At 41.5% G+C, this 16,782-nt stretch carries 10 protein-coding genes; 8 read left to right on the forward strand and 2 right to left on the reverse strand.

Annotated features, from left to right (window positions below; translation table 11 throughout):
- Positions 1–251: 251 nt before the first annotated feature.
- Together B3297_RS10450 and B3297_RS10455 are read right to left on the reverse strand one after the other, a co-directional pair.
- Positions 252–1,784 (reverse strand): sulfatase family protein, encoded by a 1,533-nt coding sequence (locus B3297_RS10450; protein WP_286778904.1) that lies wholly within the window; start codon positions 1,782–1,784, stop codon positions 252–254.
- Between the two features lie 336 nt (positions 1,785–2,120).
- The gene (locus tag B3297_RS10455; protein ID WP_070564842.1) at positions 2,121–2,849 is read right to left on the reverse strand and encodes a FadR/GntR family transcriptional regulator; all 729 of its coding nucleotides are present in this window, start codon (positions 2,847–2,849) and stop codon (positions 2,121–2,123) included.
- Positions 2,850–2,997: 148 nt separating this feature from the next.
- Between B3297_RS10455 and B3297_RS10460 the strand changes: the two genes are divergently transcribed.
- From B3297_RS10460 to B3297_RS10495, 8 genes are all read left to right on the forward strand, one after another.
- Positions 2,998–6,285, forward strand: coding sequence for a SusC/RagA family TonB-linked outer membrane protein (locus B3297_RS10460; RefSeq protein WP_070564845.1), 3,288 nt, complete (start codon positions 2,998–3,000; stop codon positions 6,283–6,285).
- A 9-nt stretch (positions 6,286–6,294) separates the two neighbouring features.
- Complete coding sequence (locus tag B3297_RS10465) at positions 6,295–7,860, forward strand: RagB/SusD family nutrient uptake outer membrane protein (RefSeq protein WP_115049662.1); 1,566 nt, start codon at positions 6,295–6,297, stop codon at positions 7,858–7,860.
- 74 nt (positions 7,861–7,934) lie between these two features.
- Positions 7,935–8,855, forward strand: coding sequence for a dihydrodipicolinate synthase family protein (locus B3297_RS10470; RefSeq protein WP_115049664.1), 921 nt, complete (start codon positions 7,935–7,937; stop codon positions 8,853–8,855).
- Between the two features lie 88 nt (positions 8,856–8,943).
- Complete coding sequence (locus tag B3297_RS10475; protein WP_147282056.1) at positions 8,944–10,083, forward strand: hypothetical protein; 1,140 nt, start codon at positions 8,944–8,946, stop codon at positions 10,081–10,083.
- Positions 10,084–10,134: 51 nt separating this feature from the next.
- Positions 10,135–11,370, forward strand: a complete 1,236-nt coding sequence (locus B3297_RS10480) for an MFS transporter (protein ID WP_115049668.1) — start codon at positions 10,135–10,137, stop codon at positions 11,368–11,370.
- 28 nt (positions 11,371–11,398) lie between these two features.
- Positions 11,399–13,510 carry a GDSL-type esterase/lipase family protein gene (locus B3297_RS10485; RefSeq protein ID WP_115049670.1) on the forward strand — a complete coding sequence of 704 codons (2,112 nt, stop codon included), beginning with the start codon at positions 11,399–11,401 and terminating at the stop codon, positions 13,508–13,510.
- A gap of 32 nt (positions 13,511–13,542) precedes the next feature.
- On the forward strand, positions 13,543–14,760 hold the full coding sequence (locus tag B3297_RS10490; RefSeq protein ID WP_115049672.1) for an AGE family epimerase/isomerase: 1,218 nt from the start codon (positions 13,543–13,545) through the stop codon (positions 14,758–14,760).
- Between the two features lie 6 nt (positions 14,761–14,766).
- The gene (locus B3297_RS10495; RefSeq protein ID WP_286778905.1) at positions 14,767–16,755 is read left to right on the forward strand and encodes a family 20 glycosylhydrolase; all 1,989 of its coding nucleotides are present in this window, start codon (positions 14,767–14,769) and stop codon (positions 16,753–16,755) included.
- Positions 16,756–16,782 lie beyond the last annotated feature (27 nt).

Here is a 16,782-nt window from a genome sequence, read left to right on the forward strand (position 1 = left end):
TGATTAAATGTAAATCATTTTAATACAATATTAAAGAAATGAATTTTATATTATAAATGAAAATTTATTTAAAAAACAATCGATTGCGGATTTTATTTGTTACAATATCTTTTGAATTATTTGTTTGAAGGGCAATCTTTTTGCGATGATTATATTGTGCTTCACGATATAGCTAGCATTTCGATAAGCAATTTGAAGAAGGGTATAGTATTAAAATGAGGGTATCCAGTAGATCGGATACCCTCATGGCATTATTGGTCGATGTTGATTTTGTAAATTGCTTCTGCTTCTTTGTCATCAAATTGGCGCATTTGCGTGAGAAGTTTCTTTTTCATCCGTTTGACGACGCTTCGATAGGTAGGATCCTTGTAGATATTATGGAGTTCATTGGGATCCTTCTGAAGGTCAAAGAGTTCCCAATTTTCGATCCGTTTATAATAGCGGATCAATTTATACCGATCATCACGAACACCAAAGTGGGGGCTCACGGCATGTTCGCCATTTTCAAAATAATGATAGAACAGATCTTTCCGATGTTCCTCGCTGTTATTTTTCAGAACATGAACAAAAGATTCACCTTGCATGTCTTTCGGTTTTTGGATAGCAGCTAATTCCAATAGCGTGGGAGCGATATCAGCGTTGACAATTTTAGCATTTATAGTTGAGTTTGGGTGTAACAGGGCTGGGTACCGCATGATCATTGGTGTACGAAAAGACTCCTCATACATCCAACGTTTATCGAACCAGCCATGTTCACCCATATAAAAACCTTGGTCTGAAAGATAGATTACAATTGTATTTTCAGCGAGGGATTTTCGATCTAAATAATCCAATACTTTCCCGATGTTGCGGTCCATGGATTGGGCAGTATTGAGATAATCAATCATATATCGTCTAAATTTCCATTCAGCGAGCTGTTTTCCTGTCAAATTACCCTGTTTCAATTGTTCATAAATAGGACGGTAATAGGCGATATAGCTGTCCTTTTGAGTTTGGTTCATCCGCTTGAAGTTACCGTCGGCCATCATGTCTTCCAACGAATTGAACATTTTGAGATCGTAGCCCATTTTCATGTCCTTGTCAATGGACATTTCCTGCAATGCAGCTGCCGGCCTACTTTGGTAATTGTCGTAGAAAGTAGCGGGTAAGGTGAAATTTACAGCATCATAGCTCCCAAAGTCCTTTGGATCCGGCATCCAGGTACGGTGTGTAGCTTTGTGACCGATGACTAGACAAAAGGGCTTCTCAGCATCTACGGTATCTAACCAATCAATTGCTTTTTCGGTTACGATATCGGATACATACCCTTCAGTGCGTTTGCGGCCCTCTTTGCTGATAAAATCTGGATTAAAATAGGTTCCCTGCCCAACAAGAATGTCATAATAGTTGAAACCTTGCAGTTTGTCTCCTAAGTGAATTTTACCCACCCAAGCGGTATTGTAACCTACGTTTTGGAGCTGTTTCACAAAAAGATCTTGGCTAAAGTCGAATTCAGAAGTTTCATTGTCTTTGAATCCATTTTTATGGCTGTACTTGCCCGTCAATAATGTAGCCCGGGATGGTCCGCAGATGGAATTGTTTACAAACGCATTTTTAAATAGAGCACCCTGAGCAGCGATGCGATCTATCTGTGGTGTTTTTCCGTATTTCGAACCATAGGCGCCTATTGCCTGATAGGCATGATCATCGGAAATAATGATAATGATATTAGGCTTTTTTTGTGCAAATGTATTTTTATGCAGAAATGTTGCGAGTACAGCAAATAAAAAGATCCTGAGTTTCATTGTGTTTTCGGTTTAAATTGAATGAATCAAGCTTTTTTAAGCTATGCGATTTGAAATAGTATAGCGTTAGCGAAGCATTATCATGCTGACTAAGATAATGATTATTATGTATTACATAAAATAATTAAGTGAGTGAATTTACTTTTTCATATCATTGCCGCTGTATTTTTGATTCGAATTACAATGAGAATAAAGGATAGATCAGATCTTTTTTATAGGACAATTATGGGATTTAAGGCAATATTAAGTGTATACTCTTCGCTTTAGTAGATGCTTAAAGCCCAATCATATAATCGGGCCTTTCTATCGTAAAGTGAATCAATCCTGTTAAACAGATTATCCAATAGATTTCTTATATAAAAAAAGGCGCTGATAATGATTATCAAGATGCTTGCGCATGGCATTTCGAAACACCTCAGCATTGCCCACCTTCAATATATCTACTAGGCCTCGGTGTGAGATAAAGCTTTTCGATGAGCTGGGACTGGTCAGTAAGCCACTGCTGTGCACATACTGAAAAACAGGTAAAAGCATGTTCTGAAAGTCTTTGAGAATCGTATTTCCAGTTATTTCGTAAAGCTTACCATGGAAGGCAATTTCAGTTTCAATGTCGAAAATAGTATTATCTGCATCTATAGGTTCTTTTGCAACGATCGCTTCCAATTCCTCCATGTCCTTTTCTTGTATATGTTCAAAGAGAATATCCGCCATACCTATCTCCAGAACCATACGCATTTCAAAAAGATCCTGTAAGGTCTTGTTTTCCATAATGGTCGGATAAAGTGATTTGCGTAGGGGTTTTATAAGATCTGGACTCGTTAAAACAGCTCCGCGATGTTTTTTGGACTCGATCAATCCGACCATACGCAACCGCAACATGGCTTCGCGAACCACCGTACGACTTACGCCAAGGGTTTCTGCCAGCTCAATTTCCTTAGGTAAAGCATCTCCAACCTTTAAGCCTTGATTGACAAAAAGATTGATGATTTCTTTTTCGGCACGATCTACAAGAGAAGAAGTATCAATTGTATTCAGATGTTCTATGAACGAAGAATTCGGTTCCATATATATTACATAATAGCGCATTAGGCGCGTTAAGGCAAAGATAATTAATAAATGTGATTAATATGTTATACATAATTTAATTAAAATTTGTTTTTTACATTTTGTAATTTATATATTTGCATATATGTAATACTTAATACAAACCAATATGTATTCAAACCTAAAATTACGAACCCTCCTCAGCCTGTCTATTTTGATGGGCAACATGCTCTTAGCGCAAGCACAAGACCATGCCGTGCGGGGTAAAATTACCGATGCAAAGACAGGGGAATTGCTTGGCAATGTTACTGTAAAAGTCAAAGGGTCCAGCCAATCTTTGCAGACAAACGCTGATGGAACATTCTCGATCAGCACGAATCCCAATACCGTATTAATTATCACGTCTACGGGGTATAGACCATATGAAGTGAAAGTTGGGCAATTAAATCAATTGGATATCAAACTCGAGTCCAAGGTTGAGCAAATGGATGAAGTCGTGGTGGTCGGGTATGGAAAAATGAAGAAGTCGAATTTAACGGGGTCTGTAAGCAGCTTGGATAAAAAAGTGCTTGAAACTGGAGTTCGCTCGAACCCAGCTTCTGCTTTAGCGGGTACGATACCGGGTATTCGAGTGCAGCAAACTTCAGGAAGACCGGGAGCTGTACCCACGGTTGTGCTTCGAGGTGGGACTACGTATGGCGGCGGTGGCACGCCATTGGTTATTGTTGACGGCTTGATTAGAAATGGATTTAATGACATTAATCAAAATGACATTGAATCGATAGATGTCTTAAAAGATGCTTCTGCTACAGCAATTTATGGTGCTAGGGCTGCAAACGGTGTGATATTGATAACCACAAAAAGGGGAAAAGAAGGTGTTTCCAATATTACATTGTCGTCTAAAGTTGGTGTTAATAAATTGAACAACCCTTTTGATTTCCTAAGTGCCAAAGATTACTTAAACTGGAGTAGAAAAGGTGTTCAGGTATCTGGGCAATATCAACCGTCCCAATTGAATCAATTAACGAGTGTGGGCCCCTTTGGTACGGGGAATAAATATAAGGATGATAAAGGAAATATCCTAGATGGTAATCTTACCAGCAATGCCGTGTGGAGTACCATGTTGCTCGATGATACCAATCGTGAATTGTTGCAACAGGGATGGCAGACCATGATTGATCCTGTGACTGGAAAAGAACTAATTTTTAAAGATTTTGATTATGCTAAATATGCACTTCGTGATGCTAGTTTGACGCAAGATTATAATATCGCATTACAAGGTGGGAACGATAAAGGTAAATATTATGGAAGTGTGGGGAAGTATAACGAGAAAGGGATGCCAATCAATACTTTTTATGATCGTACAACTTTTGTGTTAAATGGCGAATATAAAGTTAAACCTTGGCTACATTCATTGTCAGGGGTGAATTTCGCGTATACGAAATGGCGTGACGCTATTAACGGAGAAGGAAACTATATGACGCGGGCACTGGGGGCCCCTCCAACAATGCGTGGTACAAATGCCAATGGAGATCTGCTCGTTGGTCGTGATTATCAAGATGGGAACCCTCTGGTAAATGATGATAAGTTCATTCGTAAAAATCTAAATCAGAAGCTTACGCTTACCCAAGCTTTTACAATTAATTTTTTGGAGAATCTTAGCTTACGCGTCAGTGGAAACTGGTTTTTTAACCAGTCTACTTCGGAGTCCTTTAATAAGGATTATATAGCCAGCCCAGGAAATTATGTTCGCACAAGAAATTCCTCGGCTTCCTATGATAAAATATATAATCAAACCTATAACGCAGTCTTAAATTACAGAACTGAAATCGCGAGTTCGCATCATATTGACGCGATGTTGGGGTCGGAATTTTTTGATACGTATAACAATGGATTTACAGCTGCGGGAAGTGGAGCTCCAACAGACGACTTTATGGATCTTGGATTAACGAGTCCAGAGGCCAATAAAAGAAGTATCGATTCATACCATGATCGACAACGTATCATGTCCTATTTTGGACGAGTAAACTATGACTATAAAGAAAAATACCTTTTGACATTGACTGCACGTAGAGATGGTTATTCGACATTACTAAATAATCGATGGGGAACCTTTCCTGGAGTTTCAGTCGGTTGGGCTCTACACCGTGAAGATTTCCTGAAGGATTATTTAGGCACTGATAAAGTCGTAAATACGTTAAAATTACGCGCTAGTTATGGAGGGAACGGTAATGTCAGTGGAATCGGATCTTATACACTTCAAGGTTCATATGGCACAAACAAGTATGATGGGCAAGTGGGGTACACCATGTCCACGCTTTCAATTCCAAACCTCAAATGGGAGAGTTTGATTACAAAAGAAGTCGGACTTGAATCCAGAATCTTAAATAAGATTGATTTGAGTCTTGCCTATTATCATCGGACGACTAAAGATAAGATTGCAAGTTTATCATTACCAGCTTCAGCCGGTTTTACTACAATTACGACCAACAATGGTGATATGCAGAATCAGGGAGTCGAAATTGGGGTGAATTATCAAATGCTGAGAAGGAAAGATTGGGATCTAAGCTTTAATTGGAATACGGCGTATAATAAGAACAAGATCTTAAAATTGCCTTTTAATGGCGTTGAAAATAACAGACAAGGCGGTTTACAGGTTTATGATCCAAAATCCAAAGAACTCATTTGGGTAGGAGGCAATCAGGAGGGGCAAGACCCGAATGTTGCTTATGCTTATGAAGCCATCGGGATCATTCGGACAAAAGAACAGTTGGATAGCTATGCCTTGCAATTGAAGGATCTGATCGGTGCACGTACATTGGTACATCCGGATGTCTATAATGCGTTGTCCAGTAGTGAGAAGAATTTATACTATCCATTAGCTTTAGGCGATGTTATGTGGAAGGATGTAAACGGAGATGGTATAATCAATTCTTATGATAGGGTGTATATGGGAAATACAGTGCCGAGATGGACGGGCGGATTTGGTGCAGCTTTGCGCTGGAAGAATATTAACTTGAGTACCCGTTTTGATTACGCATTGGGCTATGTTGCTTATGACGGACCGAGAGCCTGGTTTCTTGGAATGATGCAGGGAACATTCAATACGACAACAAGTGTATTTGATACATGGACACCTGAAAATCCAAATGCAAAATATCCGACTTATTATTGGGCAGATCAATTATTTAAAAATAATACGAGTCGGGAAAGTAGTATGTTTTATAATAAAGGAAATTATCTGGCATTTAGAGAGATTAATGTCTCTTATCGCTTGCCTAAATCCATTGCTAACCGATTAAAAATGGAAGATTTAAGCATCTCCGCCACAGGCCAAAATTTACACTATTGGTCAAAAAATACATTGTTCTCCCCTGAAAGTGGAAGTGTGGGACAAAATGGAGGCGGATACCCTCTTCCTAAAACATTTATACTTGGGCTTCAATTAACATTTTAATTCCAAATTATGAAAAAGATATTTATATATATAGGTCTTGCAGTTTTTCTGTTTTCTTCTTGCAAAGAAATTGACTTAGACCTTAGTCCCGAGGATTACTTTGCCAGCGGCAGTTTCTGGAAAAGCAACGAGCAGGTTGCTGGTGCTATGTTGGGACTCCACACCCAGTTACGTGGACAACAGCAAAACTTATGGAATTTGGGTGAACTGCGTGGGGGAACCTTAAGAGATGGTACCAGTTTTACAGGAACAGCATCATTGAACTCAGCAGGGATAATTACACAGGATATTCGTGAAAGTTCTCCTGGCATATCGGGCTGGGCTGGATTGTACGCGCCAATTTTTCAGGTAAACAATTTTATTTATCAGGTTGAGAAAGCCGATTATTTGACAGATCTGCAAAAGGGCTACTATTTGGGGCAAGCCTACGGACTGCGTGCTTTTTATTATTTCTATTTGTTTAGAACTTATGGCCGGGTGCCTTTGGTGACAGAACCACAAGCAGCAATTAATACCCCGACCTCGGCAGAAGAAGCATATAAGGCGCGAACAGAAACGGAAAAAGAAACCTTAGACTTTATCAAATCGGAAGTTGATAAATCGGAAAAATCGTTTTCAGGAAACTACGAGACTAAAAATCAAAAAGCACAATGGTCTTTGGCGGCAACAAAAATGTTAAAAACGGAGGTATATTTATGGTCGGCCAAAGTTGATGTGGATGGAAAGGCCCCAGAGAATAGTCTTGCGGAATTAAAACTTGCAAAAGCCGCTATAGAAGAAGTAATTCCTAAATATACGCTTGTCAGCAATTTTGCAGAGGCCTTTAAATCTGCCAGTGTACCAGCGATGAAAGGTAATGCTGAAATGATCTTTGTACTTCGTTACCTAAATGGAGAAGCGACTTCATTTTTCAGTAATTTCATTTATGCGGCAAGTGATGATATCACAGGCTATGTAGATGATAATGGGCAGGCAATTCCAAAAGATCCTCTTCAGGCTGGATCCACGGGTTTGATCCGTTACGAGTATAAAATGGACCTCTACAGATTATATGAAAAGGCTGATACGAGGGCAAATGCAACATTCCTTAATTTTAATAAAGGAAATACATCTGCTATAGTATTTAGAAAATTCTTGGGAACTTTGATAGACGGCGTTCGTAACTATTCTGATGATTATCCTGTTTATCGTCTATCGGAGGCCTATTTATTGTTGGCGGAAATTAAGAATAAATTGGGAGAGGATCCAACTGCTGAAATCATGGCTGTACGTAATCGGGCATACGCTGGAAAAGCACCTTTGTTTATAAATAGCAGTTTTGAGGCAAACGAATTAGCGATCTTCTATGAACGTACAAAGGAATTTGTGTCCGAGGGCAAGCGATGGTTCGATTTGCGACGCATGCAGGATTCTGCTGGAAAACCATTGGTGTTTCGTAAAGATTTGAACTTAGTCGGCGTATTGAACAATATTGATGGTCAGAAACATAAAATCTTATGGCCAATAGACTTGGGGACACTTACTGTAGATCCCAAATTAAATGATCAGCAAAATCCAGGTTATAAGGGAACCTAAAAACGAATATCCTGTCTCAATCCCACGCGAAGGTCTGAGACAGGATATTGTTAACTTTTTATATAAAATACCATATGCTAAATCAAAAAATCTCAGGATTAATTGCAGCGCCATTTACTCCTTTCGATGAAAACGGAGAATTGAATCTTGAGCTGATTCCGCAATACTATGCGATGTTAAAGCGCAACCGCGTCACGGGAGCCTTTATTTGTGGCTCTACCGGAGAAGGGGTGTCGTTGACTTTTGAGGAAAAAGTTGCAGTGATGACAGCTTGGGCCAGATTGACAAAAGAGGATGATGCATTTACACTCATGATGCTTCTGGGCGGAACAAATATCAAAGAATGCCAACAATTGGCTAGGCTGGCCGAGCAAGCGGGGGTCGATGTCGTGTCATTTACTGCACCATCTTATTTCAAACCTGCTAATGTGGATCAATTGGCAAAATGTTGTGTGGAAATTGCACGTGCGGCACCGAATACGGCTTTCTATTATTATCATATTCCTGTATTGACCGGCGGAAATTTCCAGATGATCGACCTGTTGAAGCAGATTGATGGGGTGATACCCAATTTTAAGGGAATCAAATATACACACGAAGATTTTATGGATTTTCTAAGCTGTATGAATTATGCAGATCGCAAGTATGATATGTTATGGGGAAGAGATGAGAATATGCTGTCCGCTTTGGTATTAGGTAACAAAGGAGCGGTCGGAAGTACCTATAACTACGCAGCACCTTTATACCTTGCACTTATGGAGGCTTATGATAAGGGAGAGCTTGAAAAAGCTAATGCTTTGCAGCAGCAATCTATCGATATGATCACGTTGTTAGGGAAGTATGGTGGTATTTCAGTAGGGAAAGCGTATATGAAATTAATTGGGCTTGACTGCGGAGCATTTAGACTGCCCGTGAAAAATATGTCTGTTGAGCAGTTTGAACTGTTTACGGAAGATGCGGTGAAAGTTGGCTTTCAGGGTTTTTGCGCACATTAAGTTAGCTCACTTGTTCTTGTGGGCTAACGTGTTTCCCTCAGGAGATAACTAAGAATAGCTTGGCGAGTATGTTCAACAATAAATAGATATGACAAAACAACATTGGATGGGAGTTATCGTGGGAATACTGTTTACAGGAGCTGTTGATGCACAAGTCGGTCAATTGGAATGGCATAAAGGCATTACGTTGCCGGCTATGCAAGATGGAAAGGCGCATATTGGTTTGGCAGGACCAATAGCTGGTGTCACAGGCGATTGTCTTCTGATTGCCGGTGGAGCGAATTTCCCGCATTTACCACCCTGGGAAGGCGGTGCGAAAGAGATCCAAAAAGAAGTATTTATTTACAGAAAAGAAGGGGTAAGACTACGCTTAGCAGCGCAGGATAGTCTTTCTATGGCGGTTGCATACGCTGCCAGCCTGAGTCTACCCGATGGATTGCTGGTTATCGGTGGAGAGACTCCTGAAGGAAAAACAGCTGCTTGTAGACTAATTAAATACGATGGCTCTAACAAGAAAATTTCGGTGTCAGACTTTCCGGATCTCCCATTTCCGCTTGCCAATATGGGAGCGGTAGTTTATGGGAATAAACTCGTCATCGTCGGTGGTGAAAAGCAGGATACGGTATCGGACCAAGTGTTGCAATTGGATCTGGCGCATCTTGAAAAAGGATGGGGCTGTGTGGGAAAATTACCCTATGCCGTCTCCCATGTACAATTGTTGTCTGATAGCCAAAATAATCTTTATCTACTGGGTGGAAGAAAGGCTCATCCTGAGAGCCCTTCAACGTTATACCATGAATTATGGTGCTCTACCGATGATGGTCGTACCTGGTCTAAACAGGCAGACATTCCTTTTCCTGCTGCGGCAGGAACCGCATGTTTATTACCCGACCAAGGAATATGGTTGCTGAGCGCAGATCGGGGTGATACCTTCCATCGGGTGGAATCGTTGATCTTTGACGCTAAAAAGGAAGCGAATCCATCGAAGAGACAGCAACTTATTGATGCTAAAAACAAATTGCAAATCAATCATCCTGGTTTCGGTAGAGCAATATGGCGCTATGATTTGAATCTTAAAAAATGGAGCCGGATGGCGGATCTGCCATCGGATGGGCCGGTGACCACGACAGCGGTGGTCTGGGACGACATGATCATTTTGCCTAGCGGCGAAATTAAGGCAGGCGTTCGTACTCCTGAGATTTTAGTAGCAACATTTTCTAATAAATAGGATTGAAAAAATAAGATATAAAAAATTCATATAACCCTGATAAAGCTTAAGATGATCTCTTCTTTACGACATAAATCTTTTTACCCGTGGCTCGTTGTAGCACTCCTTTGGGGGGTAGCCCTGCTGAATTATATGGACCGGCAGATGCTATCAACTATGCGCGAAGCCATGCAGGTCGATATTCCACAATTGCAGCGTGCTGAGACTTTTGGTGTATTGATGGCCGTGTTTCTTTACATCTATGGTCTTATGAGTCCGATAGCGGGTATCGTTGCCGATCGTAGCAATAGAAAATGGCTGATCGTAGGCAGTCTTTTTGTTTGGTCAGCGGTAACTTATGGTATGGGGATGGCGCACGATTACACAACACTATTGGTACTACGGGCTATTATGGGGTTTAGTGAAGCGCTGTATATCCCGACAGCCCTTTCCTTGATCGCCGATTACCATACTGGAAAAAATCGATCGCTGGCCATTGGGCTACATATGACAGGACTCTATACGGGGCAGGCTTTGGGCGGTTTTGGTGCAACATTAGCCGCTTCAAAAGGATGGCATACCGCTTTTCATTGGTTTGGAATTATCGGAATATGTTATGCCCTCCTACTTGCAGTCTTGCTCCTGGAGAAGAAGCACGAACCGTCAACTGATGAGCGTACTTCAGAAGATCAATTACCCCTCTCTAAAAGCTTACTGCTGCTATTTTCCAATGTAGCATTCTGGATTCTATTGTTTTATTTCGCCGCTCCAAGCTTACCGGGTTGGGCCATCAAAAATTGGCTGCCAACATTGTTTGCAGATAGCCTAAATATTCCAATGGCCAGTGCAGGTCCATTGTCGACAATTACAATTGCGATCTCATCCTTTATCGGGGTTATCGTCGGCGGAATACTCAGTGACCGATGGGTGCAAAAACATATCCGCGGTCGCATCTATACCAGTGCCATTGGCCTTGGACTGACTATACCGGCTTTATTGTTTTTAGGGTTAAGTCAGACCTTACCTGCAGTTGTGGGGGCGGCAGTCTGTTTTGGAATTGGCTTTGGTATTTTCGATGCCAACAATATGCCTATTCTTTGTCAGGTTGTTCCCAAAAATTTGCGGGCAACCGCTTATGGCTTTATGAATATGGTAGGTGTATTTGCTGGAGCTGTCATCACACAATGGCTGGGAAGATTTAAGGATGAAGGCCATTTTGGGTTAGGCTTTGCATTATTGGGGGCTGCGGTACTGTTAGCACTTCTCTTGCAAATCGTATTTCTTAAACCGAAAACACTGGAAAAGTAACCGCAGCTATATCCTGAATGAATAGATCATGAATATGAAACCCTTCATCCACATAATGCTTATCAGTATTTCAAAAAAAGGAGGCCTACTTTTTTGTTTGATCCTTTCCATCTTAATTTCCTTGGGACAGCCCCGGACAAAGGTAGCTTGTATTGGTAACTCCGTAACCTTTGGTTATGGCCTCGGCAATCCTAGGCTGGATTCTTATCCAGGGCAGCTTCAGTCATTGTTGGGCCAGCGGTTTGAAGTACGGAATTTTGGCCATTCAGGAGCCACTCTTTTACGTAAGGGGCATAGACCTTATTTTAAAACAGAGGAATACAAGAAGGCCTTGGATTTTAAACCCGATGTTGCCATTATACATTTGGGACTCAATGATACCGATCCGAGAAACTGGCCAAATTATAAATACTCCTTTGCATCAGATTACGCGGATTTGATTGATTCCATACGATCCGTTAATCCCAAAATGCAAATTTACATCTGTCGATTGACGCCTATCTTTAGCGGTCATCCGCGTTTTCTCTCAGGAACCCGCGATTGGTACAACCAGATTCAGGAATTGATTCCTCAGATTGCTCAAAATAATCAAGTCGGACTGATTGATCTCAACACCCCGCTTCGGTATCGAATAGATCTTTTCGACGACTACTTGCATCCAAATAAGCAAGGAGCAACAATGATTGCGAGACAGGTGGCTAATGCACTGGTACCTCTTAGCCAAAAACTACAAGTGGCCGAAACCATCGGTTCGGATATGGTGCTCCAGCGTAATTGGGAGAATAGCATCTTTGGTAAGGGCACTGCTGCCGCTGAGATCAACATTGTTTTCAATAAGAAAAGCTATAAGACTAAGGTCAATCCTGATGGTTCCTGGGAAATCAAGTTGCCCAAAATGGAGGCTGGGGGATCTTATGACATCGAAGTAAGTTCCGGCAGAGAGAAAATAGTGTTGAAAAATATTCTTTTTGGCGATGTATATCTCGCTTCGGGACAATCGAATATGGCTTTTCAACTTCGCCGTGCCGCAAACAGCGATCCGTTGATCAGAAATGCCGGTAGACTACACAATCTGCGCCTTTTTAAGTGCCGCAACCTTGTGGAGACCAATGCAGTTGCATGGGATACCGTAACCTTAAGGGAAGTAAACGATTTGGCCTATTTCAACGGCAGCTGGAGGCAAGCGGCTGAAGATGAAGCAGCACAGTTCTCTGCAGTTGCTTATTCATTTGCCGAACAGATTGCCAATGAGCAACATATTCCTATTGGCATTATTGATCTGTCTGTCGGTGGATCCAATACCGAATCGTGGATTGACCGTAAATCATTGGAAAACGATGATTTGCTGGCTTCTTATATTCATAACTGGCAAAAATCTGATTTTGTGCAGGAGTTCTGTCGGGAACGTGCGGGTCAGAATCTCGCTGGTTCGAACGTGAAAAATCAACGTCATCCGTATCAACCAGCTTACAATTTTGAAGCTGGCGTCAGCAAATGGTTAAACACCGGGTTGAAAGGAATACTGTGGTATCAAGGTGAAAGCAATGCGCATAATATAGAACTTTACGAACGTCTTTTTAAAACATTGGTTTCTTCCTGGCGGAAGAATTTTCACCAAGAACTGCCCTTTTTCTTCGCGCAGCTCTCCAGTATAGACAGGCCTTCATGGGGAGATTTTAGAAACGCACAACGCTTATTGGAGAAGGGTATTAAAGGTACATACATGGCCGTAACGCTCGATGTAGGTGATTCTTTGGATGTACATCCCCGTGAAAAGATTACAGTAGGCCAGCGCTTGGCAAATTTAGTGCAGAAACACTTTTATAACGTTGAACTGAATGCCGATCATCCTGAGCCGGTCAGTTGTGCATTTCATGAGGATAAGCTGGTATTGATATTTGATCAATGTAAAAAATTAAAAACTCAGGAAAATACAGCGGTAAGAGGGTTTCAGCTGATGGACAATAAAGGACGGATTTTCAATGTAAACGCAAATATCCTATCAGATAATACCATCGAGATCGTTAAACCGAATTTCCAAATCACCAAAATCCTGTATGGATTCGAACCATTCAGTAGAGCAAATCTTCAAAATGAAATTGGAACACCGGTATCCACTTTCGCTTTGACGATTCAATAAATAGAAATGAATTGATGTAAGTAGTAAAACACATGAAACAGATAAGTATAAAAGATACCGCAAAAATAATAGACAGGGATTACTTGAAGGATTTGGAAGTATTCTATCGTGATCAGCTTTTAAAAGACACTGTACCATTTTGGTTTCCCCGGTCCATTGACCATGAATATGGCGGATATTTGTTCATGCGCGATCAGGATGGGACTTTGATAGATACCGATAAAGCCGTATGGATACAGGGAAGGGCATGCTGGTTGCTGGCCACACTTTACAATACGGTTGAACAAAAAGAGGAATGGCTGGAAGGAGCCCGAATCGGCTATGAATTTTTGAAAGAGCATTGTTTTGACGCTAATGGAAAAATGTATTTTCATGTTGACCGCCTAGGCGATCCTATTCGTATGCGTCGCTATTTCTTTTCGGAGACTTTCGCGGCAATCGCCTTTGCAGCCTATGCAAAAGCGACTGGAGACGAGGAGATAGCAGATGAAGCACGACATCTGCTGGGAATTTGCCTCGCGTATGCAAATGGAGAAAAATTGATCGAACCAAAGTATGAAGCCACAAGGCCAATGAAGGGAATAGGTGTGCCGTTGATTATGATCAATACGGCACAGCAGATTCGTGAGACCATTGGGGATCCGCGTTGTGATCGTGTCATCAGTGATTGTATCGCACAGATTGAACGTGATTTTGTTAAGGACGATATTCGCTGCGTGATGGAACAAGTAGGACCTGAAGGTGAAATTGTCGATCATATTGACGGTCGTACACTCAATCCCGGACATGCTATCGAAGGAGCTTGGTTTATCCTACATGAAGCTAGATCCCGGGGAAACGATCCGCATTTGATTGACCTAGGCTGTCGTATGTTGGATTATATGTGGGAACGGGGCTGGGATAAAGAATATGGTGGTATACTCTATTTTCGAGATGTCTATGGAAAGCCAGTACAAGAATATTGGCAAGATATGAAATTTTGGTGGCCGCAGAATGAAACGATTATCGCAACATTACTCGCTTACCTGATGACTGGGAATGAGAAATATAAAAATTGGCATCAGCAGATCAATCAGTATGCCTATGATCATTTTCACGATAAAATCAATGGTGAGTGGTATGGTTACCTCCATCGTGATGGGAAGATTGCCCAAACCGCAAAAGGGAATTTGTTTAAAGGTCCTTTCCATCTCCCTCGCCAAGAATGGTATTGTATGCAAACTTTAAAGGAATTTAATTCCCTTAAGTAGAAGATTATGGAGCACCAAAAGTCCATTACATGTACATTGCTATCCGGTCTGCTGGTTATTCTTATTTTAATCAGTCCTTTATGCTGTCTACCGGATTCAATCAAACCTCCTTTGCTTCCTATGCCCCATGCTGTGAGCTGGAAAACAGGGCGTTATTGTTTGCCGGATCTTGTCCATGTGCATATCAAAGGGGAGGTTGAAAATGCTGATAGGCAGATGTTAAGCCTCTTGTTGAAAGATTGGAATGTAACTCAGGTTATTTTCGACAACTTCAAGAATAAAAATATCACCATTGTTTGTGATCACGAATTGGTTTTACCTTCGGCATCATTGGAGGCTTATCGGATCGACGTAGATGAACAGGGAATACAGATCGAAGCCAGAACGAGTGCCGGTGTTTTTTATGCCTTAAAAACTCTGGGTCAACTCAGAGGCAGTGATGGCAAGTTGCCCTATTGCTCCATTACCGATTATCCTTCCTTTCGCTGGCGCGGTTACTTGGTAGACGTCGGACGAAATTTTCAGTCAATGGATGTGCTAAAAGAGCAGATCGATGTCATGGCGCGCTATAAACTGAATATTTTTCACTTTCATTTCACTGAGGATATTGCTTGGCGACTGATCAGCAAAAAATATCCCGGTTTGACCGACTCGACGAATATGGAGCGTTGGAAGGGAAAGTATTATACCGTTGAGGAAATGCAAGAACTAATTCGGTATTGTCGTGATCGGCATATCCAACTTGTACCCGAAATTGATATGCCGGGACATTCAGCAGCATTTCGCCGTTATTTTAAAACTGATATGCAGAGCGATAGCGGCATAGCTATCCTCAAGGAACTGGTTAAGGAATTTGCAAACACTTATCCGGGACTACCTTATCTGCATATTGGGGGGGATGAGGTGAAAATTCATAATCAAGAATTTTTACCGATGATGACAACATGGACGGAGGATTTGGGTCTAAAAACTATTGGTTGGGAACCCGGCGGCAATTTGCAACCAAACACAATCCGGCAGCTTTGGATGCGTGGCCCAAAAGCTATTACCAATGATTCGCCTTTTGAAGTCATTGATTCAAAGCACTTGTACATCAATCACATGGATCCTTTAGAAACGGTGACGACCTTGTTCTATAGGCAGTTGGGCGGACAGTCTTCAGAAAATGAAAAGTTAATGGGTGCGACGCTATGTTCATGGCCCGATCGCGCGGTGAAGAATGAAAACGATCTATTTCGTCAAAATGGAGTTTACCCCGCTTTATTGACATTTGCGGAGCGCAGCTGGCGAGGGGGAGGGGATTTTGCATGGCGTAGTAATATCAAAACGGATGTGAAAGGATTGGCTGATTTTGTCGAATTTGAAAAGCGTTTACTTACACATAAACAACTGTATTTTAATGGTCTTATCTTTCCCTACCACCAACAAAGTAGGCAAAAATGGATATTATACGGGCCTGTGGAAAATAAAGGCGATCTGGGTATGGCCTTAAAAAATGAAGCTGCAGGAGATTTTAACGCTTTGAAAAAGATCGGCGAGTTTTACGGAGGTACCATTGTATTGCGCCATTGGTGGGCTGATGTTGTTAAAGGGGCGATTGACCGTCCACTTGAAAATAGTACCGTGTATGCCCTGAGCAAAGTGTGGAGTGAAAAAGGGGGCAACCAAGGTTTTTGGATCGGTTTTAATGATCTCTCGCGTTCGTATGCCAGTGACTCACCACATTTGGGGACCTGGGACGATCGAATGAGCACACTTTGGGTCAATGGACATAAAGTGCTTCCGCCAGATTGGCAACAGGCGGGCAAAAAAGGAGACTTGGAAGTCCCCTTAATTGATGAGGGATACAGTTACCGAAGTCCTACGATGATTCAATTGCGCAAGGGCTGGAATACCATTGTAGTCAAACTGCCCGTGGGGAAATTACAAGGGAAAGACTGGCAAAATCCACTGAAATGGATGTTTACCTGTCTCCCGATTGAAAGGGAGCAGTAAATCGTATATCTAAATGCATGAATGCAG

It is taken from the genome of Sphingobacterium sp. UBA3519, from assembly GCF_002377215.1.
GTDB classification, from domain to species: domain Bacteria; phylum Bacteroidota; class Bacteroidia; order Sphingobacteriales; family Sphingobacteriaceae; genus Sphingobacterium; species Sphingobacterium multivorum.